This is a genomic window from Streptomyces sp. BK208, assembly GCF_004364245.1.
Taxonomy (GTDB): Bacteria; Actinomycetota; Actinomycetes; order Streptomycetales; family Streptomycetaceae; genus Streptomyces.
The window spans coordinates 894,019-919,720 of record NZ_SOAV01000001.1; the positions used below are offsets into that span (position 1 = coordinate 894,019).

The window sequence follows — 25,702 nt, forward strand, 5'->3', positions numbered from 1 at the left end:
ACATCATGGACCGCATCGCGGCGACCTCACTCGTTGCAGAGGCCATGTCCAACCCCTCAGTAAAAGCACCGGCAAATGCACTGCGCATCGTTCGGAATAACCTTGCGCACGGTACGCGAGGCTACGATGCGTTCGAACTTGATGAAGTGGTGCACATCCTCGAACTGGCAGTACGGGCTCATTCACTGAGAATCCTGGGGTGCCCAGATGACGTAGTGAAACGAGTCTTCGAAGAATCTGATTGATCAATCGGCTCGCCTGGGTTGGCGTTACACGCAGGAAGCCGCAGCGCTCACGGGCTACGGCTTCCTGGTGTTCAGGCGGCGGGGATTCGGCCGCCCCTCGGCGGCCATGCCCCGCAGGGGACCGGCCATCGCCTCCGGAACGCGGGCGCGCTGCGCGGCCGTCAGCTCCAGGGCGTCCAGCGCCCGGTTCATCGCCTCGAACATGATCTTCGTCTGGGCCTCGGCCAGCGTCACCGGGCGCTCTTCCACGCCCATGCGGGTCGCCAGGTCGCACATCTTCAGCAGCCGATCCCGTTCCTCCCGTACAGCCGCACCCAGCCGTTCACGGCCGCGCTGTACGTGGTGCCCACGCCGGGAAACTCTCTGGGTCCGGGCCGCGGTCAGATCGTGAACAGCTCCGGGCAGGCGTCAGAGGCCCGGATCAGACGGCCGGCTGGATGCGCGAGGACATGCACATTCGCCCCGTGATGCTTCTTCTTCCCCGAGTAGCACGGCTGGTCGGCAGCGATGCGGTCGATCGGCAGCACGGTGCCGTCGATGATCACGTACGCCTTCTTCCGCACGGTCGTCATGGCCTGTTCCAGAGTAGGCGCGAGTGCGGCCAACAGGTCGACGGCCTTAGACAAGCATGCGAGAGCTCCTGGCGGACTGGCGATCTTGGTCGTGAATCCGTCTACCAGGAGCTTCATTCATGCTCACCACTGGGGTCGCCCGCCGAACCACCCGTCAGGTTTGAAACAGCTCAGTGTCAGAGGAGGATGGTGAGGACCTCACTGGCGTTCTGCTCGTCGATGCTTGAGGTGAGACAGCCCAGAACGTCGAGGTCGAGGGTCACCTTTTCGCGTACCACGGCTGAGCCCTGCGCATAGCCGGCGGTGACAGTGCCCGTCGCAGTCACGATGGTCTGATTGGCGACGTGGACCACGGTGGTGAGGGTGTAGGTGATAGTGCTGTTCTGGCCGTTGCTCCAGTGATACGTAATCACGTCAGCCGGAGGGATCGTGCTTGCGAGCGGTGGAATCAGGCAGCTGGCCTGCTGACTGAAGGATGCGGCGGCGACGCCGGTAAGGAACGGGCCACCTAGACACGTCAGTTCTTCGGTGATGCCCACGTTGGTGGTCCGCGGCAGCGGGCCGAGCGGGGGCGAGTAGTGTGTGGAATCCCCACCGGTGCAGACCACCGTGGCGGCGGCCTTCGCCGGTGCGGCCTGGGCCGAACCGGCGGGAACGGCGACCGCTGCGGTGAGAGCGGCCAGGGAGAAGGCGAGGGTGAGAAGTCTTCGCATACGTAACATGCACTGGCCTTTCATCACGGTGTCCTCCTGGGGCACCTGACCGACTGCTGTGAGAAGTGGGCCGCTTGAGGCGGGACCTCGCAGGGGGATCAGAGCGTGGCCGGTCCGGTGCGCGCGGAATCGGCTCCTGGGGAGCTTTTGCGGCGCTTTTCACGTTGGCACACGGCAGCAGACGCGTATATGGCCCCTTTGGGGGGCGCTTACACCCCCCAAAGGGCGCGCCGACGAGACCATGATCGGATCCTGCCCTTGCGCGGAAGGCTCGCGGCGTCCCGTTGAGCTCGGCTCCCAAGTTGGCAAAGGCTCAGTGGTCTCCGCACGGGCCGGTCACTCGGATCTCGGGTTCACGAAGCGGACCTACGTGGGCCCCGACCCGCAGGCGCTCAGGGCGGCTTCGGAGAAGCCGGCCGAACTGCTCGGCTGACCTTGATCAACAGCGTCTGTGAGAAATTGTGAGACGGCGCCCCTGGAAACGATCAGGAGGGGCCCCGAAGGACCCCTCTGACCTTGTACTCAACCGTCGGGACGACAGGATTTGAACCTGCGACCCCTTGACCCCCAGTCAAGTGCGCTACCAAGCTGCGCCACGTCCCGTTGCCCGTCTGACCTGGGGTTTCCCTCGGCCGAACGCGCAGGAAAACCATACCGCACTCGGGCCGGTGGACGCGCATCGCTTTCCGGCGGGCCGTTCCGCGGGGTCAGCACCGCTGGGCCCGGGACGGCTCGTCCAGGGCCTTCGCCGGGCGGGCCGGCCCGGCTCCGGACGCGTCGGCCCGTACGAGGCCGCGCACCGCCGGTATCAGCAGCAGGGCCGCGCACACGGCGAAGCTCGTCGCGCCGGCGACCAGCAGCACGTGGTCGGCGCCGAGGGCGGAGGCGGCCGGCCCGGCCAGGGCTTGGCCGACGGGCATCATCGCCAGGGAACCCGCCACGTCGTAGGCGTGGATGCGGTTGAGGACGTCCGGCGGGACCTGGGTCTGCACGCTGGTCGCCCACATCACGCCCCAGAAGGACATGCCGGCCCCGGCGACGGCGGCTCCGGTGGCCATGGCGGGTACGCCGAGGCCGGCACCGACGCTCGCGGGGAAGGCGGCGAAGCCGACGAGGCCGAACGCGCCGGCCCGCAGCATACGGCGGGGCCGCAGCCGCAGCGCGAGCAGCCCGCCGACGACGGTCCCCGCACCGAGGGCGGAGTTGACCAGTCCGTAGACGCGCGGGCCGTGTTCGCGCACCACCTCGGAGGCCACCAGCGGAACGGTCGGGCCCCAGACGGCGATCATGTAGAGGCACCAGACGGCGATGACGCTCCACAGCCACGTGCGCGAACGGAACTCCCGCCACCCCTCGACCAGGTCGGAACGGAAGGCCCTGCCGTCGCGGCCGGACGCCGCGCGGCTCCCCGGCGCGAGCGGGGGCAGCCTGAGCAGCAGCAGGCACAGGGCGCTGATGGCGTACGTGGCGGCATGGGCGGCGAAGACCCCGCCGGGTGAGGCGAAGCCGACCAGGAGACCGGCCACGGCGGGGCCGGCGAGCTGGGCGGCGGACTCGGCGACGCGTATCGCGCCGTTGGCGCCCTGGACGTCGGAGGCGAGCCGGGGCACGGTGCTGGCGACACCGGGCTGGAAGACGGCGCCCGCGACGCCGCCTGCGAACCCGATGGCGCAGATCTGCCAGAGCACGACGTGCCCGGAGAAGAAGAGCGCGGCGGCCAGTGCCTGGGTGCCGAGCCGTACCAGGTCGGCGCCGATCATCAGTCTGCGGGTGCTGAAGCGGTCGGCGAGGACCCCGCCGAAGACGACCAGACCGGCGAAGGCGGCGGCCGTCGCGGCCATCGCCAGGCCGACCGCGCCCGCGCCGTACCCGTGCTGGAGCAGACCGGCGGCGAGCGCGACGGGCAGCATGGTGTCGCCGAGCCGGGCCACGGCCCGGGCGGTGAAGAACAGCGCGAAGTCCCGCGACCAGACGGCCCGCGCCGCTGCCGGCGCCTCGCGCGAGGGCGCGTCCTCGGGCACCCCGTGTGACGACGTACCGGCCATACCGCCTTCTCCCCTCCCCTGCCGCCCCCGCCGGCGAACCGCCCCGTGCCCGACCCCGGCCCCGCTCGTGCCGTGCGTCCGACAGCCGGGACCCCCCTCCGGTCCCGGCTGTCACGCACGTCTTCGGATCATGCCACGGGGCACTGACAACGCCTGAGGGGTTTTCAGCCGGCGGGCAGCCCCAGCCGGGGGTGGGCCTCCAGCAGCCGGGTCGGGGCGGCCTGGCGCCACGAGTCGGCGAGGATGTCCCGCAGCTCGTCCTCGCCCTCCAGGGCGGCCAGCCGGGCCCGTACCCAGGCGAACTGCGCCTCGTGCCCGGCGATCCAGAACTTCTCCGGCTCCGCCAGCACCAGTTCGTCGCGCTCCTCCTTCGGGCAGCGCACGGCGAGGGAGGTCTCCTCCTCGGGCAGTGTCGCGAACATCTTGCCCGCGACCCGGAAGGTCGGCATGCTCCAGGCGGTCTTCTCCGTCGTGTCCGGCAGGGACAGGGCGATACGTCGTACGTCTTCTGCGTCCGGCATGCCAGGCACGTTATCCGCCGCCACTGACACTCACCCGGCGACGGCGGAGGCACCGGCCTCCATGCCGTCCGGTGGGCCGGCTCCCGCATCTCCCGGCCTGCCGCCCGCCGGGCCGTCCCCCGCATCGACCGGTGCGCCGCCCGGTGTGCCGTCCGGTGTGCCGTCCGGTCTGCCGCCCGCCGGCCCCTGCGATGCGCCGGCCCTCGGACCGTCACCCGTGCCGCCCACCGGGCCGTGCGACGTGCCGCCCCTGGGACCGTCACCCGTGCCGTGCGACGTGCCACCCCCCGGACCGTCACCCGTCCCGTACGACGTGCCACCCGTCGGACCGCACCCCACACCACCCCTCGGGCCGCCCTCCGTACCGACCAGTACGCCGTCCGCCGCACCGCCCGGTGTGCCGGCGCGCCCGTCGAGCCGCTTGAAGTACAGCGTCGTCGGCCGCAGTCGGCCGCCCGGGTCCGCCGCGTAGTCGGGGATCGTGCCGGCCCTGGTCCACCCGGCGGACCGGTACAGGCGCTCGGCGGGGCTGCCGGTCTCGGTGTCCAGGTGCAGCAGGGTGATCGCGGCCGTGGCGGCCGCCTCCTCGGCGGTGGTCAGCAGCCGGCGGCCGAGGCCCCGGCCGCGGGCCTCCCGGGACACCATGAGCTTGACCAGCTCCGCGCGGTGGCGGCTGTTGGGCTTGTCCGGCAGCGCGAGGCTCACCGTCCCGGTCACCCGCTCCCCCTCCCGCGCCACCCAGACGGTCAGCTGCCCGGCGGCCACGGCGGCGGCCCGCCCCCGCCACCAGGCGACGGCCTCGTCGTGACCGAGCGGTGCGAGGAAGCCGACGGAGGCGCCGCCCGCGACGGTGTCGGCCAGCAGAGCGGCCAGGTCGTCCAGGAGCGCCGTCACCCCGTGCTCGTCGACGCGGTGCACGATCACGGCAGCACCACCGCCAGCGCGTAGCGCGCGCCCTCGGGTCCGGCGCACCGGAACCGCGTCGGCCCCCACACGCGCATCCGCAGGCAGTCCCCTGCGGCGAGCCGGTGCTCCACGTCCAGTGCCGTGATCTCCAGGGTCCCCTCCAGGAGCCAGACGTGCTGCTCCAGACCGGGCACGGGCGGCCGGTCGTAGGCGATGTCGGCGCCGGCGGCGAGCCGCCCCTCGACGAGTTCGCCCCTCAGTCCGGCGTGCGGCGGGGAGACCGAGCGGCGGACGAAGCCGGCCGGGCGGTCCTCCCACACGGGCTGCTCGGCGGCCCGTACCAGCAGCGCGGGCTCCGCCTCGACCTCGCTGAGCAGGCGGGACATGGTCCGTCCGTAGACCGCGCACAGGCGGTTCAGCACGGCGGCGGTGGGACTGGTCTCGGCGCGCTCGGCCCTGGACAGCGTGGACCGGCTCACCCCGCAGCGCTCCGCCAGCTCCCCCAGCGACCAGCCGTGTTCGGCCCGCAGTTCGGCCAGCCGGGCGGCGAGCCGGGCGTCCACCGCGTCCGTGCCGCGGTCGTCTTCTCTCATATACGGGACGATATCCCGCTCGTGAGACGTACCGGTTACGGAATCCTCACGTCCGTGCCGCCTCGCCCAGCGCGTCCAGCACCGGGCGGATCAGCGGGTGTCCCTCCGCTCCCCGGCGCACGGCCGCGAAGACGCGGCGGGTGGGCGCGACCCCGTCGACCGGGCGGACGACCACGCCGGTGAGGTCGGTGCCGTGCAGCGCCGAGCGCGGGACGAGCGCCACGCCGGCGTCGGCCGCCGCGAGGGACACCACGGCGCGGAAGTCGTCCGAGGAGTGTTCGAGGCGGGGCTGGAACCCGGCGCTCTCGCAGGCCAGCACGACCACGTCGTGGCACGGATTGCCCGGGTAGGGGCCGATCCAGGTGTCCTTGGCCAGCTCGGCGAGCGGCACCTCCTCGGCGTCGGCGAGGCGGTGGGCGACCGGCACGACCGCGTCGAAGGGCTCGGCGTACAGGGGGACATGGGTCAGCCGCGGGTCGTCGGCGGACGGCGCCCCGCGGTACTCGACGGCGACGGCGACGTCCACCTGCCGGTCCAGGACCATCGGCAGACTGGCGTCGCCCTCGGCGTCCTGGACGCGGATGCGGATGCCGGGCGCCGACGCGGCGAGGCGGGCCAGCGCGGGCGCGACGACGAGGGCGATGCCGGTCGCGAAGGAGGCGACCGTGACCGTGCCGGCCTCGCCCGAGCCGTACGCGGCCAGCTCGGCCTCGGCCCGCTCCAGCTGGGCGAGCACGGCGTTGGTGTGGCTGAGCAGGATCTCGCCGGCCGGGGTCAGCCGTACGCCCTTGGCGCCGCGCTCGACCAGGCGGTGCCCGGTCTCCTGCTCCAGGGCGGTCAGCTGCTGGGAGACCGCCGACGGGGTGAGGTACAGCGCGGCGGCAGCCGCCGTCACGGTGCGGTGGTCCGCCACCGCTCGCAGGATGTGCAGCCGCCGCGCCTCGATCATGGGACCGATTCTCTCAGGTCACCGGGGGTTTCAGGCGGCGAGCTGCTCCCGGGCGGCCACGAAGGCGTCCACCGCGCGGTCGACGTCGTCCGTGGAGTGGGCGGCGGACAGCTGCACGCGGATGCGGGCCTTGTCCTGCGGGACGACCGGGTAGGAGAAGCCGATCACGTACACGCCGCGCTCCAGGAGCAGCTCCGCCATGCGGCCCGCCTGCGACGCATCGCCGATCATGACGGGGGCGATGGGGTGGTCCCCGGGGAGGATGTCGAAGCCCTCCTCGGTCATCCGGCGGCGGAACAGCGCGGTGTTCTCGGCGAGCCGTACCCGCAGGTCGTCGGCCGACTCCAGCAGGTCGAGCACCTTCAGGGAGGCGGCGGCGATCACCGGGGCGAGGGTGTTGGAGAAGAGGTACGGCCTGGAGCGCTGGCGCAGCAGGGCGACGATCTCGGCGCGGGCGGCGACGTAGCCGCCGGAGGCACCGCCCAGCGCCTTGCCGAGGGTGCCGGTGATGATGTCGACGCGGTCCATGACGCCGTGCAGCTCGGGGGTGCCGCGGCCGCCGGGGCCAACGAAGCCCACGGCGTGCGAGTCGTCGACCATGACCATGGCGTCGTAGCGGTCGGCGAGGTCGCAGATCTCGGCGAGCGGGGCGACGTAGCCGTCCATGGAGAAGACGCCGTCGGTGACGATCAGCTTGCGGCGGGCCTCGCCCGCGGCCTTGAGCTGCGTCTCCAGGTCGGCCATGTCGCGGTTGGCGTAGCGCAGGCGCTTGGCCTTGCTGAGCCGGATGCCGTCGATGATCGAGGCGTGGTTCAGGGCGTCGGAGATGACCGCGTCCTCGGGGCCGAGGAGGGTCTCGAAGACGCCGCCGTTGGCGTCGAAGCAGGAGGAGTAGAGGATGGTGTCCTCCTGGCCGAGGAACGCGGAGAGCCGGGCCTCCAGTTCCTTGTGCACCTCCTGGGTGCCGCAGATGAAGCGGACGGACGCCATGCCGTAGCCCCAGCGGTCCAGCGCCTCGTGGGCGGCGGCGACGACCTCGGGGTGGTCGGCCAGGCCGAGGTAGTTGTTGGCGCAGAAGTTGAGGACCTCGCCGGGGCGGCCGCCGCCGGTGACCTCGACTGTCGCGGACTGCGGGGTGCCGATGACGCGCTCGGGCTTGTGCAGGCCGGCGGCGCGGATCTCGTCGAGGGTGGCGCGCAGGTCGTCGCGCACGGAGTCGAACATCTCAGAAGCTCCTAGGAAAGCAGATGACTTACGCGGTCCAGTCGAGGATGACCTTGCCGCCGCGGCCGCTCGCCGCGTCGGCGAACGCGGCCTCGAAGTCGCGGTGGGAGTACCGGCCGGTGATCACCGGGGCGAGGTCGAGCCCGCCTTCGAGCAGTACGGACATGGCGTACCAGGTCTCGAACATCTCGCGGCCGTAGATGCCCTTGACGGTGATCATGGAGGTCACGATGCGGGCCCAGTCGACCGGGAATTCCTCGGCGGGCAGGCCGAGCATGGCGATCCGGCCGCCGTGCGTCATGTTGGCGATCATGTCGCGCATCGCCTCGGGGCGGCCGGACATCTCCAGGCCGATGTCGAAGCCCTCCCGCAGGCCCAGTTCGCGCTGTCCGTCGGCGATGGTGGCGTCCGAGACGTTCAGGGCGAGGCTGGCGCCGACCTTGCGGGCGAGTTCCAGCCGCTCCTCGCTCACGTCGGTGATCACGACGTTGCGGGCGCCGGCGTGCCGGGCCACGGCGGCGGCCATCAGGCCGATGGGTCCCGCGCCGGTGATGAGGACGTCCTCGCCGACCAGCGGGAAGGACAGGGCGGTGTGCACGGCGTTGCCGAACGGGTCGAAGATCGCGGCGACGTCGAGGTCGACGGGGACGCGGTGCACCCACACGTTGGACGCGGGCAGGGCGACGTACTCGGCGAACGCCCCGTCCCGGCCGACGCCGAGGCCGACGGTGGCCCGGCACAGGTGGCGCCGGCCGGCCAGGCAGTTGCGGCACTTGCCGCAGACCAGGTGGCCCTCGCCGCTGACCCGGTCGCCGGTCTTGATGTCGGTGACGTCGCGCCCGGTGCCGACGACCTCGCCGACGAACTCGTGGCCGATCACGAGCGGGGTGCGGATGGCCTGCTGCGCCCAGCCGTCCCAGGCCCGGATGTGCAGGTCGGTGCCGCAGATACCCGTGCGCAGCACCTTGATGAGTACGTCACCGGGTCCGACGGCGGGCTCGGGCACGTCCGCGAGCCACAGGCCGGGCTCCGCCTTCTCCTTGACCAGCGCCTTCAACGCTACGGCTCCTGACGGGGTGAGGTCCCGGCGGTGGGCATGCCGAAGCGGCCCGCGTCCGGGAAGGGGAGGGGAATCGCACAGCAATCTGCCGTACGACACCGCCTCCGGTCCATCGAGCCTTTCTTAAGCCCGGCCGCAGCTTTCCTTCACGCGCCCTCCGCGGACGGCGGCCACGCGCCCCGCGAGCACCGGCCACGCGCCGCGCGGACGCCCGCGGCTCACAGCGGGAGCCCGTCCTGCGCGCTGCGCTCGATGCGCCGTACGAGGTCGGCCGCCGTCGACTTGATCGTCGCCAGGCCCGCGGTCCCCCAGGTCCGGGGCCGCACGTCGGCGGCGGACACGGTGCCGAGCACCGTCCCCGTGCTGTCGATGAGCGGGGCGCCGAGGTAGGAGCGGATGCCGAACGTGTCGACCACGGGGTTGCCGGCGAAGCGGGGGTAGTCGCGCACGTCCTCGAGGACCAGCGCCTTGCGCCGGACCACTACGTGCGGGCAGAAGCCGTGGTCCCGTGGCTGGACCCGGCCGAAGTCGGGACCGGTGCCGTCCACCCGGGTCACCGGAGGCACGTCCGGCACCCGCAGGCCCGCGTAGAACTGCCCGCCCTCCACCAGGAAGTTGACCATCGCGTACGGCGCCTCGGCGAGGCCCGCGAGGTGCGTGGCGAAGGCGTCCAGGGCCGGGTCGGCCCGTTCCGCGAGGCCGAGCCGGCGCAGCCGCCGTACCCGCTCGGGGGCCTCCCGGTCCTCGGGGGTGAGCAGCAGACGTCCGGCCGGGCGGGGCGGGTCGTAGCTCATGGGCGGGCTCCGGCACCGAACCCCGAGGCGGGGGCCGGAGTGTGAGCGATGAGGTGGCGTACCAGGGTGAGCAGCGTCTGTACGCCGGAACTGGAGATCCGGGCGTCGCAGCGCACGATCGGGATCCCGGGGTGGAGGTCCATGGCCGCGCGCACCTCCTCGGGGTCGTAGCGGTGGGAGCCGTCGAACTCGTTGATCGCGACGACGAAGCCCAGACCGCGCTCCTCGAAGAAGTCGACGGCGGCGAAGGACTCCTCCAGCCGGCGGGTGTCGGCGATGATCACTGCCCCGAGCGCGCCTTCGCAGAGCTCGTCCCACATGAACCAGAAGCGTTCCTGTCCCGGCGTCCCGAACAGGTACAGGACGTGTTCGGGGTCGAGGGTGAGGCGGCCGAAGTCCATGGCCACGGTCGTCTCGAGTTTGTTCTCGATTCCGTCGAGGTTGTCGGTCGCGGCGCTGACCGTGGTGAGCAGTTCCTCCGTGCTCAGCGGCGCGATCTCGCTGACCGCGCCGACGAAGGTCGTCTTGCCGACGCCGAACCCGCCCGCCACGAGGATCTTCAGGGCGGTGGGGAACGGGTCGGCGCCTTCGCCGTGTGCGTAGTCAGAGCTGTCGTCGTAGTCCATCGAGCACTGCCTCCAGAAGGGCCCGGTCCGTGGGGTTGTGGTGGAACGCGGCGGGGGGTTTGGTGGTCAGCGCGCCGCAGTCGACGAGGTCCGAGAGCAGCACCTTGGTGACCGCCACCGGGAGCCGCAGGCGGGCGGCGAGCTCGGCGACCGGGAGGGGTGCCCGGCACAGGTCGAGTGCCTGGGTGTGCTCGGGTCCGAGGTAGCCGAGGGGGGTGGCCCCCGTGGCCATGACCTGGGACATCAGGTCCAGCGCGACGGTGGGCCGGGTACGGCCGTTGCTGACGGTGAAGGGGCGCACCAGCCGTCCGGCCGCGTCGTCGAGCCAGGGCCCGTCGCCGGCCGCGGCCACCCTCAAGGCCTCATCGCCGGGGGTTCGACGGCGTACTGCCGGGGCGCGGTGACCAGGTAGGGGCGGACGCTCTTGACCAGCATCGCCATCTCGTAGCCGAGCACGGCCGCGTCGGCCTCGCGGCCGGCCAGTACGGCGAGGCAGGTGCCGGAGCCCGCGGTGGTCACGAAGAGCAGGGTCGTGTCGAGTTCGACGACGACCTGCCGTACGTCTCCGCCGTCGCCGAAGCGGACGCCGGCGCTGCGGCCGAGGGAGTACAGGCCGGAGGCCAGGGCCGCCATGTGGTCGGCGCTGTCGGCGTCTAGGCCGTGGACGGACTTCACCAGTCCGTCGGCGGACAGCAGCACGGCGCTGCTGGTGTGCGGCACACGCTGGACGAGGCCGCTCATCAGCCAGTCGAGGTCGGACACTTGGCCGGTCGGGGCGTCGCTCGCCATGGTGGATCGACTCCTTGGGGTACGAAGGTCTGCGGGAGCGCTGGTCGTGCGGGTGGGGGTGGTCGTGGAGGCGGGGCTCGACATGGGGGTGGGGGCGGTCGTGGGGGTGGGGGCGGTCATTCGGCGGGCGCACCCGGTTCGGCACGGGTGGGTGCGAGGGGCGCCGGTTCCGTGTGCTGGGCCTCCGCGAGGCCGATGCCGCGCTGGAAGGCCGCCATCAGACCCGGGTCGTGGCCGGTGTACTGCTCGGGTTCCTGGCGGGGCGCGGGGCCGCCGCGCAACTGGGGCGCGAGGTGCTCCTGGGCGCGACGGCGCGGCAGCCGGGGCTTGCCCATGGTGCCGCGCACCGCTCCGTGCCGCGGGACGGGCGGGGTGGACGCGTGTCCGGCGAGGACGTCCCGGCCGTCGGACCGCACCCCGGGCACGGCGGCGGCCGGGGTGGGGCGGTTCCGGTGCGTGCCGCGCACGGGCAGCGGAACGGGTTCGCCGTCGGCCCCGCCCCCCTGACCCGGCTCGGTCACCGCGGGAGCGGGCACTGGAGCAGGGGCGGAAGCGGGTGCGACGGGCATCGGCACCGCGGACGCGGTCGGCACGGCCCGCACGGACGGGTCGGGGACCGTCTCCGGCACCGCGGCGACCGCGGCCCGCGCCTGCTGCGGGAGCGGCGCCGCGGGCAACGGCTCGGTCCCGGCGACGTGCCCCGGCCTGACGGCACCCCCTGGCAGGGCTCCCTGCTCCGCGCCCAACAGCGCCTGCGGCACGACCAGTACGGCCTGGACGCCGCCGTAGATGTTGGACTGCAACCGCACGGTGATCCCGTGCCGCTTGGCGAGCTGGGAGACGACGTACAGCCCGATGCGCCCGTCCGCGAGCAGGCGGGCGACGTTGACCTGGTCGGGGTCGGCGAGCAGGGCGTTCATGCGTTCCTGTTCACCGACGGGCATGCCGAGCCCGCGGTCCTCCACCTCGACGGCGAGCCCCGAGGTGACGAGGCTGGCGCGCATCAGCACCTGGGTCTGCGGGGCGGAGAACAGGGTGGCGTTCTCGACGAGTTCGGCCAGCAGGTGGATCACGTCGGCCACGGCGTGGCCGCGCAGTGTGCCGTCGACCGGCGGTACCAGCCGGACCCGCGAATACTGTTCGACCTCGGCGATGGCCGAGCGCAGCACCTCGGTCATGTCGACGGGATTGCTCCACTGGCGGCGGGAGACGGCACCGCCGAGCACGGCGAGGTTCTCGGCGTGGCGGCGGATACGGGTGGCGAGGTGGTCGACGTGGAAGAGGCCCTTGAGGAGGTCGGGGTCCTCGATCTCGTTCTCCAGCTCGTCCAGGATGGAGATCTCCCGGTGCACGAGGGACTGCAGGCGCCGGGCGAGGTTGACGAAGACCTCCAGCTTCTGTTCACTGCCGGCCTGGCTGGAGAGCTGGGCCGCCCTGACCACGGCGGTGACGGCACCGTCGTGGGCGCGGGAGAGGTCGGCGGCGAGCAGCTCGAAGTCGTCGGCGTCGTCCGGCGGTCCGCCGCGCGGCTTGCGCGGGGCGGGGGACTCGCCGCGGCGCAACGCCTCGACGACGGCACGCAGATCGCCCTCCTGGCGCGCGGTGCTGCGGCGCAGCGCGCCGACGCGGTCGTGCACGGTCCGGGCGGCGCGGTCGGCGGCGACGGCGGCGATCACCACGGCCGCGACGGTGACCGAGACGGCCCCGGCGAGCACGCCCCACAGGACGGGCCCGGGCCGGACGCCGGTGGACCGGACGGTGACCAGAACGACCGCGCAGGCGCTGAGGGCGACCGCGACCGGCGGCAGCACCGCGAGCCTGACGAGCTGGGACCGTATGTGGGTCTCGGGCAGTGCGGCGGTGGTACGTGGGGCCGGCCGGCCGTGCCGCCCGCCCTCGCGGCGGTCTGCTCGCGCGGCCGGGGCGCGGAGGTGAGACATCGGTGTCCTCGTACTGGTCCGTGTACTGGTCCGTCGGCCCTACGTCGCCCGACGGACACTGACAGTAGTCGCCTGGCCCTCATGTGCGGTGGGCAGTTGCCAAAGTCCCTCGGGCAACGTCCCGCTCTGGTATGAGGCCTCGTACGACAGACCGATAAGTCGGATACCCAAGCGTTCCGCCTCGGCGGAAACTGGTCGGACTCGATCAGAAAGAGTCACTGTCGGTGACCGAAACCGAAACCGAAACCGTGACCGGGGCCCTTCAGTCCCTCGCCTCCGCCGCGGACCGGGCCCCTCGCGCGATCCGGGATCCACTCGACCACCGCCGAGTACGACGCCCGCGAGGGCAAGGTGCACGACGCCCTGGCCGGCGCCCGGACCGACTGGCTCGCGCACGTGGAGCGCACCGCCGTCGAGGCCCGGCAGGCCGGCGAGATCGCGGAGGGGACGGACGTCTCCCAACTCGCCTTCGAGCTGGTCGCGTTCCTGGAGATGGCGAACGCCGAGTCGATGTTGCACAACGAGTTCACCAGTTACGACAAGGCGGCCCGGGCCGTCCTGGGCCGGCTGCGGGCCGTGACCACCGACGCGTCGTCGCTGCCCGACAGCCCCTGAGGCCTTCCCCGTCCCCCGAGCCGCCTCACGGGGCGCCGTCGGAACGCCCCCGACCGGCCCCGGAACGACCGGATACAGTGCGCGGGACAGCAGCACAGTCGGGGAGGGAAGCGTGACCGACACCAGCGACACCCGGCCGGCCGAGGGCGGAGCGCGAGCACCGCGGCAGAGCCGACTGCACCGCCTGATGCGCTACATCCCCCTCACAGCTCCCGTGCTCCTGTGGGCCGTGCCCTGTTGGGTCCTCCTGCACAGCGGCCAGCACTGGCCGCTGCCCGTCACGTCGGCCGGCACCGCCCTGTTCGCCCTCGGTCTCGTCGGCATGCCGCTCGCGATGGTGCGCGGTCACGGACGGCGCGGGCAGGACCGGGCGGCGATCATCGGCGACACCCTGCTGGGGTGCAGTTGGGTCCTGTTCACCTGGTCCGTGGTGCTCGGTCTCCTCTTGCGGCTCGCCCTGACCGCGGCCGGCGTCGGGGAGAGCCAGGACCGTGCCCGGATCGTCACCTGGGCCGTCCTCGGCGTGTCCGCCGTACTGCTCGTCCGGGGCTACGCCGAAGCCCGGCGCGTGCCACGCGTGCGCCGACTCGACGTGCCACTCCCCCGGCTGGGCCCCGGGCTGGACGGCACCCGAGTCGTCCTCGTCACGGACACCCACTACGGCCCGCTCGACCGCGCCCGCTGGTCGGCTCGCGTGTGCGAGACGGTGAACGCCCTGGAGGCCGACCTGGTCTGCCACGCCGGCGACATCGCGGACGGCACGGCCGAGCAGCGCCGCACCCAGGCCGCCCCGCTCGGTACCGTGCGGGCCACCCGGGCCCGGGTCTACGTCACCGGCAACCACGAGTACTACAGCGAGGCCCAGGGCTGGGTCGACCTGATGGACGAGCTGGGCTGGGAGCCGCTGCGCAACCGGCACCTGCTGCTCGAACGCGGTGGCGACACCCTCGTGGTGGCCGGCGTGGACGACGTCACCGCCGAATCCTCCGGCCTGCCGGGCCACCGCGCGCACCTCGCCGGAGCCCTGAGCGGCGCCGACCCCGACCTGCCCGTCCTGCTCCTGGCGCACCAGCCCAAGTTCGTCGACCGGGCAGCCGCCGCCGGCGTCGACCTCCAGCTCTCCGGCCACACCCACGGCGGCCAGATCTGGCCCTTCCACCACCTGGTCCGCCTCGACCAGCCCGCCCTGGCGGGCCTCAGCCGGCACGGCGCCCGCACTCTCCTCTACACCAGCCGCGGCACCGGCTTCTGGGGCCCGCCGTTCCGCGTCTTCGCCCCCAGCGAGATCACCCTGCTGATCCTGCGCTCCCCGCACCCGGCCACCGCGCCGTAACGCCGAGCGGGCCGGCCCACTCGGGACGGTGTCCCGGCCCTCCCACCGCGCTCGCCCCGACCGACGTCATCGCCCGCCCGCGAGGTCGAGGTCCCCCTTGCTCGTCCCGGCCACGCCTTCGACGAGCCGCGGACGCCGCCAAGGATGCGCGATCGGCGACGACACCGCCCGCCACCACGCCTCCGCCGGCAGCTCCCCCGCCGGTTCGAAGGGCTCGCCCGGCTGCGGGAAGGCCACCGCCTGCCCGGCCTCCGCGGCCGCGTCCTTCGTCCACTCCCCCGGCTCGGCCCAGGCGTGCGGCGCCAGGTTGAACGTGCCCCAGTGGATCGGCAGCAGGGCGCCGTGCGGCGCGCCGCCCTGGAGGTCGAGGTGGGCGCGGACGCCCTCCTCGGGGGTCATGTGGATGTCCGGCCAGAACTCGGCGTACGCCCCGAGCTGGATCATCGTGGCGTCGAACGGGCCGTGCGCGGCGCCGATCTCGCGGAAACCGTCGAAGTAGCCGGTGTCACCGCTGTGGAAGACGCGGTGTTCCTCGCCGGCGACGACCCAGGACGCCCAGAGGGTGTGCTGGGTGTTGCGCAGCCCGCGTCCGCAGAAGTGGCGGGCCGGGGTGGCGGTGAGGGTGAGACCGCCGACGCGGGTCGACTCGTGCCAGTCCAGCTCGCGCAGCCGGCCGGCGGGCACGCCCCAGTGTTCGAGGTGGGCGCCGACGCCCAGCGGCACGGCGAACACGGTGTCCGTGCCGGCCAGTGCCTTGATCGTGGGCATGTCCAGGTGGTCGTAGTGGTCGTGGGAGATGACGACGACGTCGACGGGCCCGAGGGCGGCCAGGGGCAGCGGGACCGGGTGCAGGCGCCTGGGACCGGCGAAGGGGAACGGGGAGCAGCGCTCGCCCCACACGGGGTCGAAGAGCACCCGCTGCCCGTCGATCTCGGCGAGCACGCTGGAGTGGCCCATCCAGGTCAGCCGGAGCCCGGTGGCCGGCGGCCGGGCGAGGTCGGCGAGGGTGGTGGCGTGCACCGGGATCGAACCCTGCGGGGCCCGGCGCCGACGCGCCTCCTTGTCGAAGTAGATCTTGGCGAATCCGGCGGCCGAGCCGGAGGGCCGGATCCTGGCGGTACCGCCGGGGTTCTGGAAGACGCCGTCGCGGAAGTTCGGCGATCTGCGGATGCGCGCCATGCGCTCGCCGTCCGGGTCCACGCCGAAGGCGGCGGGCCGCGGCACGCTGAACCCGGGACTCGGGGAACGGAAAGCGGCCACGGTACCTCCAGGTGGGGTGGTGCGGGTTCTCATGACGGGCGACCCGTCCTACGTCAGCTCGAACGACGGACGTCACACCCGTGTTCCCGGCCCGGCCAGGACCGGACCACGAGGGCGTCGCCGCACTCCGGAGGGCCTGTATAGGGTGACGGGCGTGGGGAGAGTCCGGTTGAGCGTGGCGGAGCGGCGCGAGGAGCTGTTGCGCGCGGCCATCGAGCAGATTTCGGCGCGGGGCGTGGCGGCGTTGCGGATCGCCGACGTGGCCGCCGCGCTCGGGGTCAGCAACGCCCTGGTGCTCTACCACTTCTCCACGAAGGAGCGGCTGGTCGCCGCCGCGTTCACCCATGCCGCCGAGGCCGACCTCGCCCATCTGCACCGGCTGCTGGCCCGTCGTACGTCGCCGCTGCGCCGCCTGCGGGCGGCCGTGCGGTGGTACGCGCCCACCGGTCAGGCCAAGGGCTGGCGGCTGTGGATCGAGGGCTGGGCGGCGGCGCCGCGCGAACCCGCGCTGCGGGAGGTCACGCGCGAGCTGGACCGCCAGTGGAAGGCGGCGATCTCCGCGGTCATCGCCGAGGGCGTCGCCGCCGGCGAGTTCTCCTGCCCCGAGCCGGACGCCGCCGCCCTGCGCCTGACGGCGCTGCTGGACGGGCTTGCCGTCCAGCTCACGTCGTACACGGGCACGGTGTCGCGGGCCCGGGCGCAGGAGTGGGTGGACGAGGCGCTGGCCCGGGAGCTGGGCCTGGAGCGGGCGGTCCCGGCCTCCACGCGGCGTCAGGGGGCGCCGAGCGGACACCGGTGACCCGGTCCGCCCCGCCTCGGACCGGCCTCAGGCCGCCTCGGCCAGGTCTCAGGCCACCGAGGCGAGCCACGTCTTGATGTCGTGCGGCGACAGCGTTCCCTTGGCCGTCACGTGGTCGCCCGACGACTCGCCGCGCAGCCGGCGGCCGATCCACGGCACCAGGTACTCGCGCGCCCACTGCACGTCGTCGCGCCGCACGTTCAGCGTGCCGCGGGGCGGCAGCGGCGGCCAGGGCTGGTCCGGGTCGGCCGGAACGGGCAGGCCGAGCGCCTGGCCCGCGCGCAGCGCCACCCGGGTGTGGCCCTCCGGCGACAGGTGCAGCCGGTCGGCGTCCCACGCCCTGCGGTCCTGGACGCTGCGCAGCGACCACAGGTCGAGCACCGGGCATCCGTAGCGGTCGGCGATGGCGCGGACGTGTCCGTTGTACGTGGCGATCTTGCCGCGCAGATGCTTGAGGACGGGCACCCCGCGGGTGTCGAACCCGGTGGTCACCAGGACGCGGCCGGCCGCGGCGGTCAGCGCGGCCACCGCCAGTTCGAACCGCTCGGCGACCTCGTCGGGGTCGGTGCCGGGCCGGATGATGTCGTTGCCGCCCGCCGCGAACGAGACCAGGTCCGGCGCGAGGGCCACGACCTGCGGGACCTGTTCGGCCACGATCTGGTCGAGGAGCCTGCCGCGCACGGCGAGGTTCGTGTACGTGAAGCCGCCCTCGGGGCGCCGGTCCGCGAGCAGCACGGCGAGTCGGTCGGCCCAGCCGACGAACGCCCCGTCGGGACCGGGGTCGCCGACGCCCTCGGTGAAGCTGTCCCCCACCGCCACGTACGACCCGATCACTGCTCTGCTGTCACTCTTCGAATCGTCTGCCACGTCGGCCCATGATTCACCTTGGAATGTGACCTACGCGACCGTAGGGCGGGGTTGACGGGCGGTGAGAAAGGCCACGCCTAAAGTGTTCGTCAATTCCGGAATACGCCGAAGGCCGGACCCGGGGATCTGGGTCCGGCCTTCGGGGCGCGGGGCGCGCGGAAGCGGTCGTCAGACGGAGACGCCGTGCGAGCGCAGGAACGCGATCGGGTCGATGTCCGAGCCGTAGTCCGGCGTGGTGCGGATCTCGAAGTGCAGGTGCGGGCCGGTCACGTTGCCGGTGGCACCCGAGAGGCCGACCTGCTGACCCGCCGTCACCGACTGGCCGGCGGAGACGGAGAGCGAGGAGAGGTGGGCGTACTGGGCGTAGTGGCCGTCGGCGAGCTGGATGACGACCTGGTTGCCGTACGCGCCGCCCCAGCCGGCCGAGACGACGGTGCCCGCGCCGACGGCCTTGAGCGAGGTGCCGGTGGGGACGACGAAGTCGGTGCCGGTGTGGTAGCCGCTGGACCACATGCTGCCGGACTGGTGGTACGGCGTGCCGACGGTGCCGCCCGCGACCGGGGAGGTGTAACCGCTGGTGGTGGCCGCGGACTGGGTGCCGGTGGCGGTGGACTTGGACGAGTCGGAGGAGTCCGAGGAGTCCGAGGAGTCCGAGGAGGAGGTCTTCCCGGTGTCCGACGACTTCTGGGCCGGCTTCTCGGCGGGCTTCTCGGCGGGCTTGTGCGACGGCGCCGAGGACTTGGCGGCCTGGCCGCCGATCGACAGCTCGAGGCCCGGGTGGATCAGCGACGGGTCGGCGCCGACGGCCTCGCGGTTGTCCGCGTACAGCTTCTTCCAGCCGCCGTCGACGTCCTGCTCGTCGGCGATCTTCGACAGGTAGTCGCCGCTCTTCACGGTGTACGTCCGGGCATCCGAGTTCTTCTCGGAGCCGCTCGCGGCGGTCTTCTTCGCCGACGTCGCCACGGACTGCACGGCCTGCTCGGAGACCGGGTGCGCCGGAGCGGCGTCGGCGGAGGCGGCGCCCATCAGCGGGAGCGCGAGCGCGGCGCCACCGGTTCCGGCGATGGCGATGGTGCGGGTCAGGCGCATGGCCCTGGTACGGCGGTGCTTACCCTTCGCGGGCATGGTGAATTCCTCTCCGGCGCCTGCGAGGTGAGCTGTCGGGTGCGGGCTGGAGATGCCCGGCCGCGCCGAAACGCGGCTTTACCCCAAGCCGTTCCGGGAACCGGAACAGGCAGTTCTACCTGCGGGTCCCCCGCTCCTGCCGGGTACGGGTGGTCGATGAGTGCGGGCTCCGGTCGGCGGCAGGATTAGGCGTCCGTCCGGATCGGTGGTGAACGTAAGGGACCAGGACACGCACGGACAAGCGTGGGATTCCCTGGACGGGTGTTCCGATTGATCCTTTACGAGAACAAGCGGTAACCCTGCGTCGATTTCCGACACCCCGCTTTCCCTGAAAGTCCTTGAGAACCAACCGAATTACGTGAACATGACGGACAACGCACCGTCACGGATATGACGCTGCTCACGCGCCCGCTTTCCAGCCTTCGTCATTTCAGGGCCAGTTGTTATCAATCCACCAATTCGGACAGATGACTCTTATCTGCCCGCAATGGCCCGCACCGAACGGCTTTCCCGCACGGGTGATGCCGTATCGTCGAGGTGCCCGTCGGCGAGCAGCGGCGGCGGCGCCGAGTGGGAGGAGCCCCCCGTGACGCAGCAGGTCCCGTCGACCGAACCCGAGCTGACCGGAGTGCGTAACTTCCGGGACCTGGGCGGACTGCCGACCGTGGACGGTCGGCGGGTGCGACAGGGCGTGCTGTTCCGCAGCGGCCACCTCGCGCACGCCACCGGGGAGGACACCGCCTTCCTGGCCTCGCTGGGCCTGCACACGATCTTCGACTTCCGCAACGCGGCCGACCTGAAGCTCGAAGGGGCGGACGTCGAGCTGCCGGGCGTGCGCAATGTGAACCTGCCGCTGAGCGATCCGGCCGACGGCGCCGAGTTCTGGAAGATGGTCCGTGACGGAGACCTCGACCAGCTGCGCGAGCTGCTCGCCGACGACAAGGCGGCGAACCGGATGATCCACTCCTACCGCACGATCGTGACGGAGCGCACGGAGGAGCACTCCCGGGTCCTGCACGCACTCGCCGAGGACAGCGTCCCCGTGCTGATGCACTGCGCGGCGGGCAAGGACCGGGCGGGTCTGTCGATCGCGGTCACCCTGCTCGCCCTGGGCGTCGAGCGCGACGCCGTCGTCGAGGACTACCTGAAGTCGAACGCCACACACCGCCGCTACAAGGTGCGCCGCAGCGGCTCCGCCGCCTCCGCCTACTCCCCCGAGGTCATGGAGCTGCTCAGCCCCCTGTTCGACGCGCGCGCCGAGTACCTGGCGGCGGCCCTGGAGACGATCGAGGAGACCTGGGGCGACGTCGACGCCTACCTGGAGCGGGGGCTGCGGGTCACGGCCGGGACCAGGGAGCGGCTGCGCGAGCGGATGGTGGACTGAGCCACCCGCCGGCGCACGACGTCACCTGGCGCCCACCTCGAACAGCAGGTAGAGGAAGCCGCCGAAGACGTGCCCGAGGGCGATGTAGACGAGCAGCCGCACCCACAGGGCGCGCGGGAACTTGTCCTCCATGGTGCTCATGGCGTCTCTCCAGGGGTCGGGCCGAGGCACAGGGCGGCCGTCGGGCTCTGCAGCAGGGTGTGGACGAAGAGCAGCTCGACCCCGTCGGGGTCCCGCGCCGCGATCCGGTGCGGGGTCATGGAGTCGAAGTGGGCGCTGTCCCCCGTGGTGAGCCGGTGCTCGGTGTCCCCGAGGCGCAGCCGCAACCGGCCCCGCAGGACGTGCAGCCATTCCTCCCCGGGGTGCACCCGCACGACGTCGCCCTGCGAGCCGTACGGCACCTGGACGCGCAGGGCCTGCATGCCGCGGCCCGGCGCGCCGGCCTGCCGGTACGTCCAGCCGCCCGCCGTGGTGGGTTCCATGTCGGCACCCCGCACGACGGCGTCCCGGTCGGCGGCGCTCTCGCCCAGCAGCTCCGCCACGGTCGTACCGTAGACGCGGGCGAGGGCGAGCAGCATCGGCAGCGAGGGCTGGCGCTGCCCGGTCTCCAGGCGGGAGAGATGGGCGGGCGAGAGCCCCGCGGTGCGGGCCGCGGCCTCCAGGGTGAGGGCGGCCCGCCGCCGCAGCTCGCGGAGCCGGGGCGCGACGGCGGCGACCGCCCCTTCGGCGGGGCCGGTCTCGGAGGAACTCATACCTCCATTCAGCCCGCATCTTGCCCCGGAGGCAAATCTCTTGCCTCCGGGGCAAAACCCGCGTTCAGCGGTGGGACACCGCCTGCTTGACGAGCGTCTTGCCGAAGTCCCACATCAGGCCACCGCCGTTGTGGGCATCTTCCATCACGTCGGTGAAGGCGTCGACGAACCGGTCGGCGTCGTCGGTGTCGATGATCAGCGGCGGGATCAGTTTGATCACCTCCAGGTGGTCGCCGGACACCTGGGTCAGGATCCGGTGCCGCTGCAGCAGCGGCACGACCACCATCTGGGCGAACAGTCCCTTCCGCGCGGCCTGCAGCATCGTCCAGCGGCTGCGCAGCTTCAGGGAGGTGGGCCGGCCGAACTCGATGCCGATCATCAGCCCGCGGCCCCGGACGTCGGCCAGCAGCTCGTAGCGGTCCACCAGCGCCGCCAGCCGGGACTTCAGCCGCTCCCCCACCGCGGCGGCGTTCGCCACGATCTCCTCGTTCTCCATCACCGACAGCACCGCGAGCCCGGCGGCCATGGCCTGCGCGTTGGACCCGAAGCTCGCCGAGTGGACCTGTACGCGGTCCATCGAGGAGTACACCTTCTGGAAGATCCAGTCCTTGCCCAGGGTGGCCCCGACCGGCACGTAGCCGCCGGACAGCGCCTTGGCGACGCAGACCAGGTCGGGCTCGACGCCGTCCTCGTGCTGGTAGGCGTAGAACTTCCCGGTACGGCCGAGGCCCGTCTGCACCTCGTCGGCGATCAGCAGCGCCTTGTGCCGGTGCAGCAGCTGCTGTGCGGCGAGCAGATAGCCCGGCGGGGCCTCGTGGACGCCCTTGCCCTGGACCGGCTCCACGATCAGGGCGGCCACGTCGCCCTTCATCAGCTCCCTGGCCAGGGCGTCCAGGTCGCCCAGCGGGACGGCGGTGTCGGGCAGCAGCGGCGCGAAGCCCTTGCGGAACCCGTCCTCGCCGTTGACGGAGAGCGAGCCGGTGGTCAGGCCGTGGAAGGCGTGCGTGCAGTAGAGGATCCTCCTCCTGCCGGTCGCGTAGCGGGCGAACTTCAACGCGGTCTCGACCGCCTCGGTGCCGCTGTTGCCGAAGAAGACCCGGTCCAGGTGGGGGCTGTAGGAGAGCAGCTTCTCCGCCAGCAGTCCGGGCAGCGGCGGGCAGTCGAAACGGGTCAGGTCGGCGAGCGAGGCGTCGAGCACGTCGTGCAGCGCCTTGCGGACGACCGGGTGGTGGCGCCCCAGGCCCATCACCGCGAACCCGGCGAGCATGTCCAGGTAGTCGTTGCCCTCGGTGTCCCAGAAGTGCGCTCCCTCGGCCCGCTCGTAGACCTTGTCGAAGCCGATGGTGCGCAGCATGCGCGGCAGCTGGTGGTTGAGGTGCTTGGCGTGCAGCTCGTACCGCTCGGCCCCGCGCTCGGCCAGGAGCGCGGCGAGGTCGAACCCCTTGGTCATTCAGTTCTCTCCTTGCGCTGGCATGACGATCCGTCCGTCGCCGGACTGTTCCACTGCCGGTTCCCCGGGCTGCGCACCGGCCGGGCCGGCGAGGGCCAGGCTCGCGCTGATCCGGCCGGCCACGTCGACCGGGGTGAGGCCGATGTCCGCGAGCACCTCGGCGCGCTTGGCGTGCGCGAGGAACTGCTCGGGGATGCCGAAGCGGCGGACGGGGACGTCGACCTCGGCGTCGCCGAGCGCCAGGGCCACCGCGGAACCGACCCCGGCCGCGCGGCTGTTGTCCTCGACGACGGCCACCAGGCGGTGCCGGGCCGCGAGGGGCGCGAGCGCCGGGTCGACGGGTTTGACCCAGCGGGGGTCGACGACGGTGCAGCCGATGCCGCGGGCCTCCAGCAGCTCGGCGGCCCCCAGGCAGACGGACGCCATCACGCCGATGGCCACGAGCAGCACCTCGGGCCGGTCCGCGGCGTGCAGGACGTCCAGGCCGCCGATCCGGTCCACGGCGGGTACGACGGGTCCGGCCGACTCCTTGGGGAAGCGCAGCAGCGTCGGTGCGTCGTCGACGGCGACCGCCTCGCGCAGCTGGGCGCGCAACTGGTCGGCGTCGCGCGGGGCGGCGATGCGCAGGCCGGGGACGACCTGGAGGACGGACATGTCCCACATGCCGTTGTGCGAGGCCCCGTCGACGCCGGTGACGCCCGCCCGGTCCAGGACGAAGGTGACGCCGCAGCGGTGCAGCGCCACGTCCATGAGGAGCTGGTCGAAGGCGCGGTTGAGGAAGGTGGCGTAGACGGCGACGACGGGGTGCAGTCCGCCGGTGGCGAGACCGGCGGCGGAGACGGCGGCGTGCTGCTCGGCGATGCCCACGTCCCAGACCCGGTCGGGGAATCGTGCGGCGAAGGGGGCGAGGCCGACGGGGTGCAGCATGGCCGCGGTGATCGCCACCACGTCCTCGCGCTCCTCGCCGATCCTGACGATCTCCTCACCGAACACGGAGGTCCAGGACGGCCCCCCGGCGGGGCTCAGCGGCTCGCAGGTGAGCGGGTCCATCACGCCGACGGTGTGGAAGTGATCCTCCTCGTCGCGCAGGGCGGGCTCATAGCCGCGGCCCTTCTCGGTGAGGCAGTGCACCAGCACCGGACCGTGGAAGCGCTTGGCGCGGCGCAGCGCCGACTCGACGGCGCCGATGTCGTGCCCGTCGATCGGGCCGAGGTACTTCAGTCCCAGGTCCTCGAAGAGGCCCTGCGGGGCGAAGGCGTCCTTGAAGCCCTTCTTGGCGCCGTGCAGGGCCTCGTAGACGGTGTTGCCGACCACGGGCGTGCGCCGGAGGACGTCCTTGCCCCAGGCCAGGGCCCGCTCGTAGCCGTCGGTGGTGCGCAGGGTGGCCAGGTGGTTGGCGAGGCCGCCGATGGTCGGCGCGTAGGAGCGTTCGTTGTCGTTGACGACGACGATCAGTGGCCGGTCCCGGGCCGCCGCGATGTTGTTCAGCGCCTCCCAGGCCATGCCGCCGGTGAGCGCGCCGTCACCGATCACGGCGACGACGTGGCTGTTCTCCCCCCTGACCTGGCGGGCCTTGGCCAGACCGTCGGCCCAGCCGAGGACGGTGGAGGCGTGGCTGTTCTCGATGACGTCGTGCGCGGACTCCTCGCGCGAGGGATAGCCGGACAGGCCGCCCTTGCTGCGCAGCTTGGAGAAGTCCTGACGCCCGGTCAGGAGTTTGTGCACGTAGCTCTGATGGCCGGTGTCCCACAGGATGCGGTCGTCCGGCGACTCGAAGACCCGGTGCAGGGCGACGGTGAGCTCCACCACGCCGAGGTTGGGTCCGAGGTGACCGCCGGTGCGGGCGACCGCGTGCACCAGGAAGTCACGTATTTCGTCGGACAGTTCACCGAGTTCCGTCTCGGACAGCGCCTTCAGGTCGCGTGGTCCCCGGATGTTCTCCAGAATCGTCACGCTCGGGCCCCCTTCGGTCCGTGGTGTGTCAGCTCACGGTGACGGCCGGCTCCCCCGACGCGCCGTCCTTCTCCATCTGTTCGGCGATCTTCATGGCCTCCTCGATGAGGGTCTCCACGATCTTGGACTCGGGGACGGTCTTGATGACCTCGCCCTTGACGAAGATCTGGCCCTTGCCGTTGCCGGAGGCGACGCCGAGGTCGGCCTCGCGGGCCTCGCCGGGGCCGTTGACGACGCAGCCCATGACGGCGACCCGCAGCGGCACCTCCATGCCCTCCAGACCGGCGGTGACCTCCTCGGCCAGCTTGTACACGTCGACCTGGGCGCGGCCGCAGGACGGGCAGGAGACGATCTCCAGCCGGCGCTCCCTGAGTCCGAGCGACTGGAGGATCTGGATGCCGACCTTGATCTCCTCGACCGGCGGGGCGCTCAACGACACGCGGATGGTGTCGCCGATGCCCTGGGAGAGCAGCGCGCCGAAGGCGACGGCCGACTTGATCGTGCCCTGGAAGGCGGGGCCGGCCTCGGTGACACCGAGGTGGAGGGGGTAGTCGCACTGGGCGGCGAGCTGGCGGTAGGCCTCGACCATGACGACCGGGTCGTTGTGCTTGACCGAGATCTTGATGTCCCGGAAGTCGTGCTCCTCGAAGAGCGACGCCTCCCAGAGAGCCGACTCGGCCAGCGCCTCCGGCGTCGCCTTCCCGTACTTCTGGAGCAGGCGCCGGTCCAGGGAACCCGCGTTCACGCCGATGCGGATGGGCGTGCCGTGGTCCTTCGCCGCCTTGGCGATCTCCTTGACCTTGTCGTCGAACTGCTTGATGTTGCCCGGGTTGACCCGGACCGCCGCGCAGCCCGCCTCGATGGCGGCGAAGACGTACTTGGGCTGGAAGTGGATGTCCGCGATCACCGGGATCTGCGACTTCTCGGCGATCACCGCCAGCGCGTCGGCATCGTCCTGCGTGGGGCAGGCCACCCGGACGATCTGGCAGCCCGACGCCGTCAGCTCGGCGATCTGCTGGAGCGTCGCCCCGATGTCGGAGGTGCGGGTCGTCGTCATCGACTGCACCGACACCGGGGCGCCGCCCCCGACCGCCACCGGCCCGACGTGGATCCGCCGCGACACGCGTCGCTCGGCGATCGGCCGGACCGGTACCCCGGGGAGCCCCAAGGGAACGGCGGTCATGACG

The 25,702-nt window shown here is 72.3% G+C and carries 26 protein-coding genes, 1 tRNA gene, 2 pseudogenes and 1 riboswitch; of the genes and pseudogenes, 5 read left to right on the forward strand and 24 right to left on the reverse strand.

Annotation, left to right across the window (positions count from 1 at the left end; genetic code table 11):
- Positions 1-5: 5 nt before the first annotated feature.
- Complete coding sequence (locus tag EV562_RS03970; protein ID WP_133885212.1) at positions 6-245, forward strand: hypothetical protein; 240 nt, start codon at positions 6-8, stop codon at positions 243-245.
- Positions 246-299: 54 nt separating this feature from the next.
- Here EV562_RS03970 and EV562_RS34985 read toward each other — a convergent pair whose 3' ends face one another.
- From EV562_RS34985 to EV562_RS04050, 16 genes and pseudogenes are all read right to left on the reverse strand, one after another.
- A complete protein-coding gene (locus tag EV562_RS34985) occupies positions 300-521 on the reverse strand; it encodes a hypothetical protein (RefSeq protein WP_166661500.1) in 222 nt (73 codons plus the stop codon).
- 93 nt (positions 522-614) lie between these two features.
- Positions 615-871 (reverse strand): annotated as a pseudogene (locus EV562_RS03975) (transposase family protein); the annotation flags it as partial.
- A 122-nt stretch (positions 872-993) separates the two neighbouring features.
- Entirely contained in the window at positions 994-1,557 is a 564-nt protein-coding gene (locus EV562_RS03980; protein WP_133885213.1) for a hypothetical protein, read from the reverse strand.
- Positions 1,558-2,059: 502 nt separating this feature from the next.
- Positions 2,060-2,133: transfer RNA gene (locus EV562_RS03990), tRNA-Pro, on the reverse strand.
- Between the two features lie 104 nt (positions 2,134-2,237).
- Positions 2,238-3,575, reverse strand: a complete 1,338-nt coding sequence (locus EV562_RS03995; RefSeq protein WP_133885215.1) for an MFS transporter — start codon at positions 3,573-3,575, stop codon at positions 2,238-2,240.
- Positions 3,576-3,739: 164 nt separating this feature from the next.
- Positions 3,740-4,096 (reverse strand): MmcQ/YjbR family DNA-binding protein, encoded by a 357-nt coding sequence (locus tag EV562_RS04000; protein WP_166661548.1) that lies wholly within the window; start codon positions 4,094-4,096, stop codon positions 3,740-3,742.
- Positions 4,097-4,510: 414 nt separating this feature from the next.
- A pseudogene (locus EV562_RS04005) lies at positions 4,511-5,020 on the reverse strand (GNAT family N-acetyltransferase); the annotation flags it as partial.
- A complete protein-coding gene (locus tag EV562_RS04010; protein WP_133885217.1) occupies positions 5,017-5,595 on the reverse strand; it encodes an XRE family transcriptional regulator in 579 nt (192 codons plus the stop codon). The gene EV562_RS04010 and the pseudogene EV562_RS04005, both read right to left, overlap by 4 nt.
- Before the next feature lie 46 nt (positions 5,596-5,641).
- A complete protein-coding gene (locus EV562_RS04015) occupies positions 5,642-6,544 on the reverse strand; it encodes a LysR family transcriptional regulator (RefSeq protein WP_133885218.1) in 903 nt (300 codons plus the stop codon).
- A gap of 30 nt (positions 6,545-6,574) precedes the next feature.
- Positions 6,575-7,768 (reverse strand): glycine C-acetyltransferase, encoded by a 1,194-nt coding sequence (locus EV562_RS04020; protein ID WP_133885219.1) that lies wholly within the window; start codon positions 7,766-7,768, stop codon positions 6,575-6,577.
- 28 nt (positions 7,769-7,796) lie between these two features.
- The gene (gene tdh / locus EV562_RS04025; RefSeq protein ID WP_133885220.1) at positions 7,797-8,825 is read right to left on the reverse strand and encodes an L-threonine 3-dehydrogenase; all 1,029 of its coding nucleotides are present in this window, start codon (positions 8,823-8,825) and stop codon (positions 7,797-7,799) included.
- A 221-nt stretch (positions 8,826-9,046) separates the two neighbouring features.
- On the reverse strand, positions 9,047-9,622 hold the full coding sequence (locus EV562_RS04030; protein WP_133885221.1) for a GAF domain-containing protein: 576 nt from the start codon (positions 9,620-9,622) through the stop codon (positions 9,047-9,049).
- A complete protein-coding gene (locus EV562_RS04035) occupies positions 9,619-10,248 on the reverse strand; it encodes an ATP/GTP-binding protein (RefSeq protein WP_166661549.1) in 630 nt (209 codons plus the stop codon). Before EV562_RS04035 ends, EV562_RS04030 begins: the two co-directional genes overlap by 4 nt.
- Complete coding sequence (locus EV562_RS04040) at positions 10,226-10,600, reverse strand: DUF742 domain-containing protein (RefSeq protein ID WP_133885222.1); 375 nt, start codon at positions 10,598-10,600, stop codon at positions 10,226-10,228. Before EV562_RS04040 ends, EV562_RS04035 begins: the two co-directional genes overlap by 23 nt.
- 2 nt (positions 10,601-10,602) lie before the next feature.
- A complete protein-coding gene (locus EV562_RS04045; protein ID WP_133885223.1) occupies positions 10,603-11,037 on the reverse strand; it encodes a roadblock/LC7 domain-containing protein in 435 nt (144 codons plus the stop codon).
- A gap of 116 nt (positions 11,038-11,153) precedes the next feature.
- Positions 11,154-12,977, reverse strand: a complete 1,824-nt coding sequence (locus EV562_RS04050; protein WP_133885224.1) for an ATP-binding protein — start codon at positions 12,975-12,977, stop codon at positions 11,154-11,156.
- Between the two features lie 351 nt (positions 12,978-13,328).
- On the opposite strand from EV562_RS04050, the gene EV562_RS04055 reads away from it, so the two are divergent.
- Both EV562_RS04055 and EV562_RS04060 read left to right on the forward strand, forming a co-directional pair.
- Positions 13,329-13,592: a hypothetical protein gene (locus tag EV562_RS04055; protein WP_208298280.1), complete on the forward strand. Its 264-nt coding sequence runs from the start codon at positions 13,329-13,331 to the stop codon at positions 13,590-13,592.
- 112 nt (positions 13,593-13,704) lie between these two features.
- A complete protein-coding gene (locus EV562_RS04060; RefSeq protein ID WP_133885225.1) occupies positions 13,705-14,925 on the forward strand; it encodes a metallophosphoesterase in 1,221 nt (406 codons plus the stop codon).
- 66 nt (positions 14,926-14,991) lie between these two features.
- Here the strand turns inward: EV562_RS04060 and EV562_RS04065 are convergent, their stop codons facing one another.
- Positions 14,992-16,185: an MBL fold metallo-hydrolase gene (locus EV562_RS04065; RefSeq protein ID WP_133885226.1), complete on the reverse strand. Its 1,194-nt coding sequence runs from the start codon at positions 16,183-16,185 to the stop codon at positions 14,992-14,994.
- A 154-nt stretch (positions 16,186-16,339) separates the two neighbouring features.
- Between EV562_RS04065 and EV562_RS04070 the strand changes: the two genes are divergently transcribed.
- The gene (locus EV562_RS04070; protein WP_133885227.1) at positions 16,340-16,984 is read left to right on the forward strand and encodes a TetR/AcrR family transcriptional regulator; all 645 of its coding nucleotides are present in this window, start codon (positions 16,340-16,342) and stop codon (positions 16,982-16,984) included.
- A 48-nt stretch (positions 16,985-17,032) separates the two neighbouring features.
- Here EV562_RS04070 and EV562_RS04075 read toward each other — a convergent pair whose 3' ends face one another.
- Both EV562_RS04075 and EV562_RS04080 read right to left on the reverse strand, forming a co-directional pair.
- On the reverse strand, positions 17,033-17,818 hold the full coding sequence (locus tag EV562_RS04075) for an SGNH/GDSL hydrolase family protein (protein WP_133885380.1): 786 nt from the start codon (positions 17,816-17,818) through the stop codon (positions 17,033-17,035).
- A gap of 201 nt (positions 17,819-18,019) precedes the next feature.
- Positions 18,020-18,976: a M23 family metallopeptidase gene (locus EV562_RS04080; protein ID WP_133885228.1), complete on the reverse strand. Its 957-nt coding sequence runs from the start codon at positions 18,974-18,976 to the stop codon at positions 18,020-18,022.
- Between the two features lie 4 nt (positions 18,977-18,980).
- Positions 18,981-19,138: riboswitch (cyclic di-AMP (ydaO/yuaA leader) on the reverse strand.
- A gap of 424 nt (positions 19,139-19,562) precedes the next feature.
- Between EV562_RS04080 and EV562_RS04085 the strand changes: the two genes are divergently transcribed.
- Positions 19,563-20,360, forward strand: coding sequence for a tyrosine-protein phosphatase (locus EV562_RS04085; protein ID WP_133885229.1), 798 nt, complete (start codon positions 19,563-19,565; stop codon positions 20,358-20,360).
- A gap of 21 nt (positions 20,361-20,381) precedes the next feature.
- Here the strand turns inward: EV562_RS04085 and EV562_RS04090 are convergent, their stop codons facing one another.
- From EV562_RS04090 to ispG, 5 genes are all read right to left on the reverse strand, one after another.
- Positions 20,382-20,501: a DUF6126 family protein gene (locus tag EV562_RS04090; protein ID WP_133885230.1), complete on the reverse strand. Its 120-nt coding sequence runs from the start codon at positions 20,499-20,501 to the stop codon at positions 20,382-20,384.
- Complete coding sequence (locus EV562_RS04095) at positions 20,498-21,112, reverse strand: XRE family transcriptional regulator (RefSeq protein ID WP_133885231.1); 615 nt, start codon at positions 21,110-21,112, stop codon at positions 20,498-20,500. Before EV562_RS04095 ends, EV562_RS04090 begins: the two co-directional genes overlap by 4 nt.
- A gap of 64 nt (positions 21,113-21,176) precedes the next feature.
- Positions 21,177-22,562, reverse strand: coding sequence for an aspartate aminotransferase family protein (locus EV562_RS04100; RefSeq protein ID WP_133885232.1), 1,386 nt, complete (start codon positions 22,560-22,562; stop codon positions 21,177-21,179).
- Positions 22,563-24,515 (reverse strand): 1-deoxy-D-xylulose-5-phosphate synthase, encoded by a 1,953-nt coding sequence (dxs, locus tag EV562_RS04105; RefSeq protein ID WP_133885233.1) that lies wholly within the window; start codon positions 24,513-24,515, stop codon positions 22,563-22,565. It lies immediately after the preceding gene.
- A gap of 28 nt (positions 24,516-24,543) precedes the next feature.
- Positions 24,544-25,698 (reverse strand): flavodoxin-dependent (E)-4-hydroxy-3-methylbut-2-enyl-diphosphate synthase, encoded by a 1,155-nt coding sequence (gene ispG, locus EV562_RS04110; protein WP_133885234.1) that lies wholly within the window; start codon positions 25,696-25,698, stop codon positions 24,544-24,546.
- Positions 25,699-25,702 lie beyond the last annotated feature (4 nt).

What these genes read in the sequence shown, in the direction of transcription:
- EV562_RS03970 (WP_133885212.1), top strand. Translation starts at nt 6, where the DNA reads ATGGACCGCATCGCGGCGACCTCACTCGTTGCAGAGGCCATGTCCAAC.
- EV562_RS34985 (WP_166661500.1), bottom strand. Translation starts at nt 521, where the DNA reads ATGTGCGACCTGGCGACCCGCATGGGCGTGGAAGAGCGCCCGGTGACG.
- EV562_RS03995 (WP_133885215.1), bottom strand. Translation starts at nt 3,575, where the DNA reads ATGGCCGGTACGTCGTCACACGGGGTGCCCGAGGACGCGCCCTCGCGC.
- EV562_RS04000 (WP_166661548.1), bottom strand. Translation starts at nt 4,096, where the DNA reads ATGCCGGACGCAGAAGACGTACGACGTATCGCCCTGTCCCTGCCGGAC.
- EV562_RS04010 (WP_133885217.1), bottom strand. Translation starts at nt 5,595, where the DNA reads ATGAGAGAAGACGACCGCGGCACGGACGCGGTGGACGCCCGGCTCGCC.
- EV562_RS04015 (WP_133885218.1), bottom strand. Translation starts at nt 6,544, where the DNA reads ATGATCGAGGCGCGGCGGCTGCACATCCTGCGAGCGGTGGCGGACCAC.
- EV562_RS04020 (WP_133885219.1), bottom strand. Translation starts at nt 7,768, where the DNA reads ATGTTCGACTCCGTGCGCGACGACCTGCGCGCCACCCTCGACGAGATC.
- EV562_RS04030 (WP_133885221.1), bottom strand. Translation starts at nt 9,622, where the DNA reads ATGAGCTACGACCCGCCCCGCCCGGCCGGACGTCTGCTGCTCACCCCC.
- EV562_RS04035 (WP_166661549.1), bottom strand. Translation starts at nt 10,248, where the DNA reads ATGGACTACGACGACAGCTCTGACTACGCACACGGCGAAGGCGCCGAC.
- EV562_RS04045 (WP_133885223.1), bottom strand. Translation starts at nt 11,037, where the DNA reads ATGGCGAGCGACGCCCCGACCGGCCAAGTGTCCGACCTCGACTGGCTG.
- EV562_RS04050 (WP_133885224.1), bottom strand. Translation starts at nt 12,977, where the DNA reads ATGTCTCACCTCCGCGCCCCGGCCGCGCGAGCAGACCGCCGCGAGGGC.
- EV562_RS04080 (WP_133885228.1), bottom strand. Translation starts at nt 18,976, where the DNA reads ATGCCCGCGAAGGGTAAGCACCGCCGTACCAGGGCCATGCGCCTGACC.
- EV562_RS04090 (WP_133885230.1), bottom strand. Translation starts at nt 20,501, where the DNA reads ATGAGCACCATGGAGGACAAGTTCCCGCGCGCCCTGTGGGTGCGGCTG.
- EV562_RS04095 (WP_133885231.1), bottom strand. Translation starts at nt 21,112, where the DNA reads ATGAGTTCCTCCGAGACCGGCCCCGCCGAAGGGGCGGTCGCCGCCGTC.
- EV562_RS04100 (WP_133885232.1), bottom strand. Translation starts at nt 22,562, where the DNA reads ATGACCAAGGGGTTCGACCTCGCCGCGCTCCTGGCCGAGCGCGGGGCC.
- ispG (WP_133885234.1), bottom strand. Translation starts at nt 25,698, where the DNA reads ATGACCGCCGTTCCCTTGGGGCTCCCCGGGGTACCGGTCCGGCCGATC.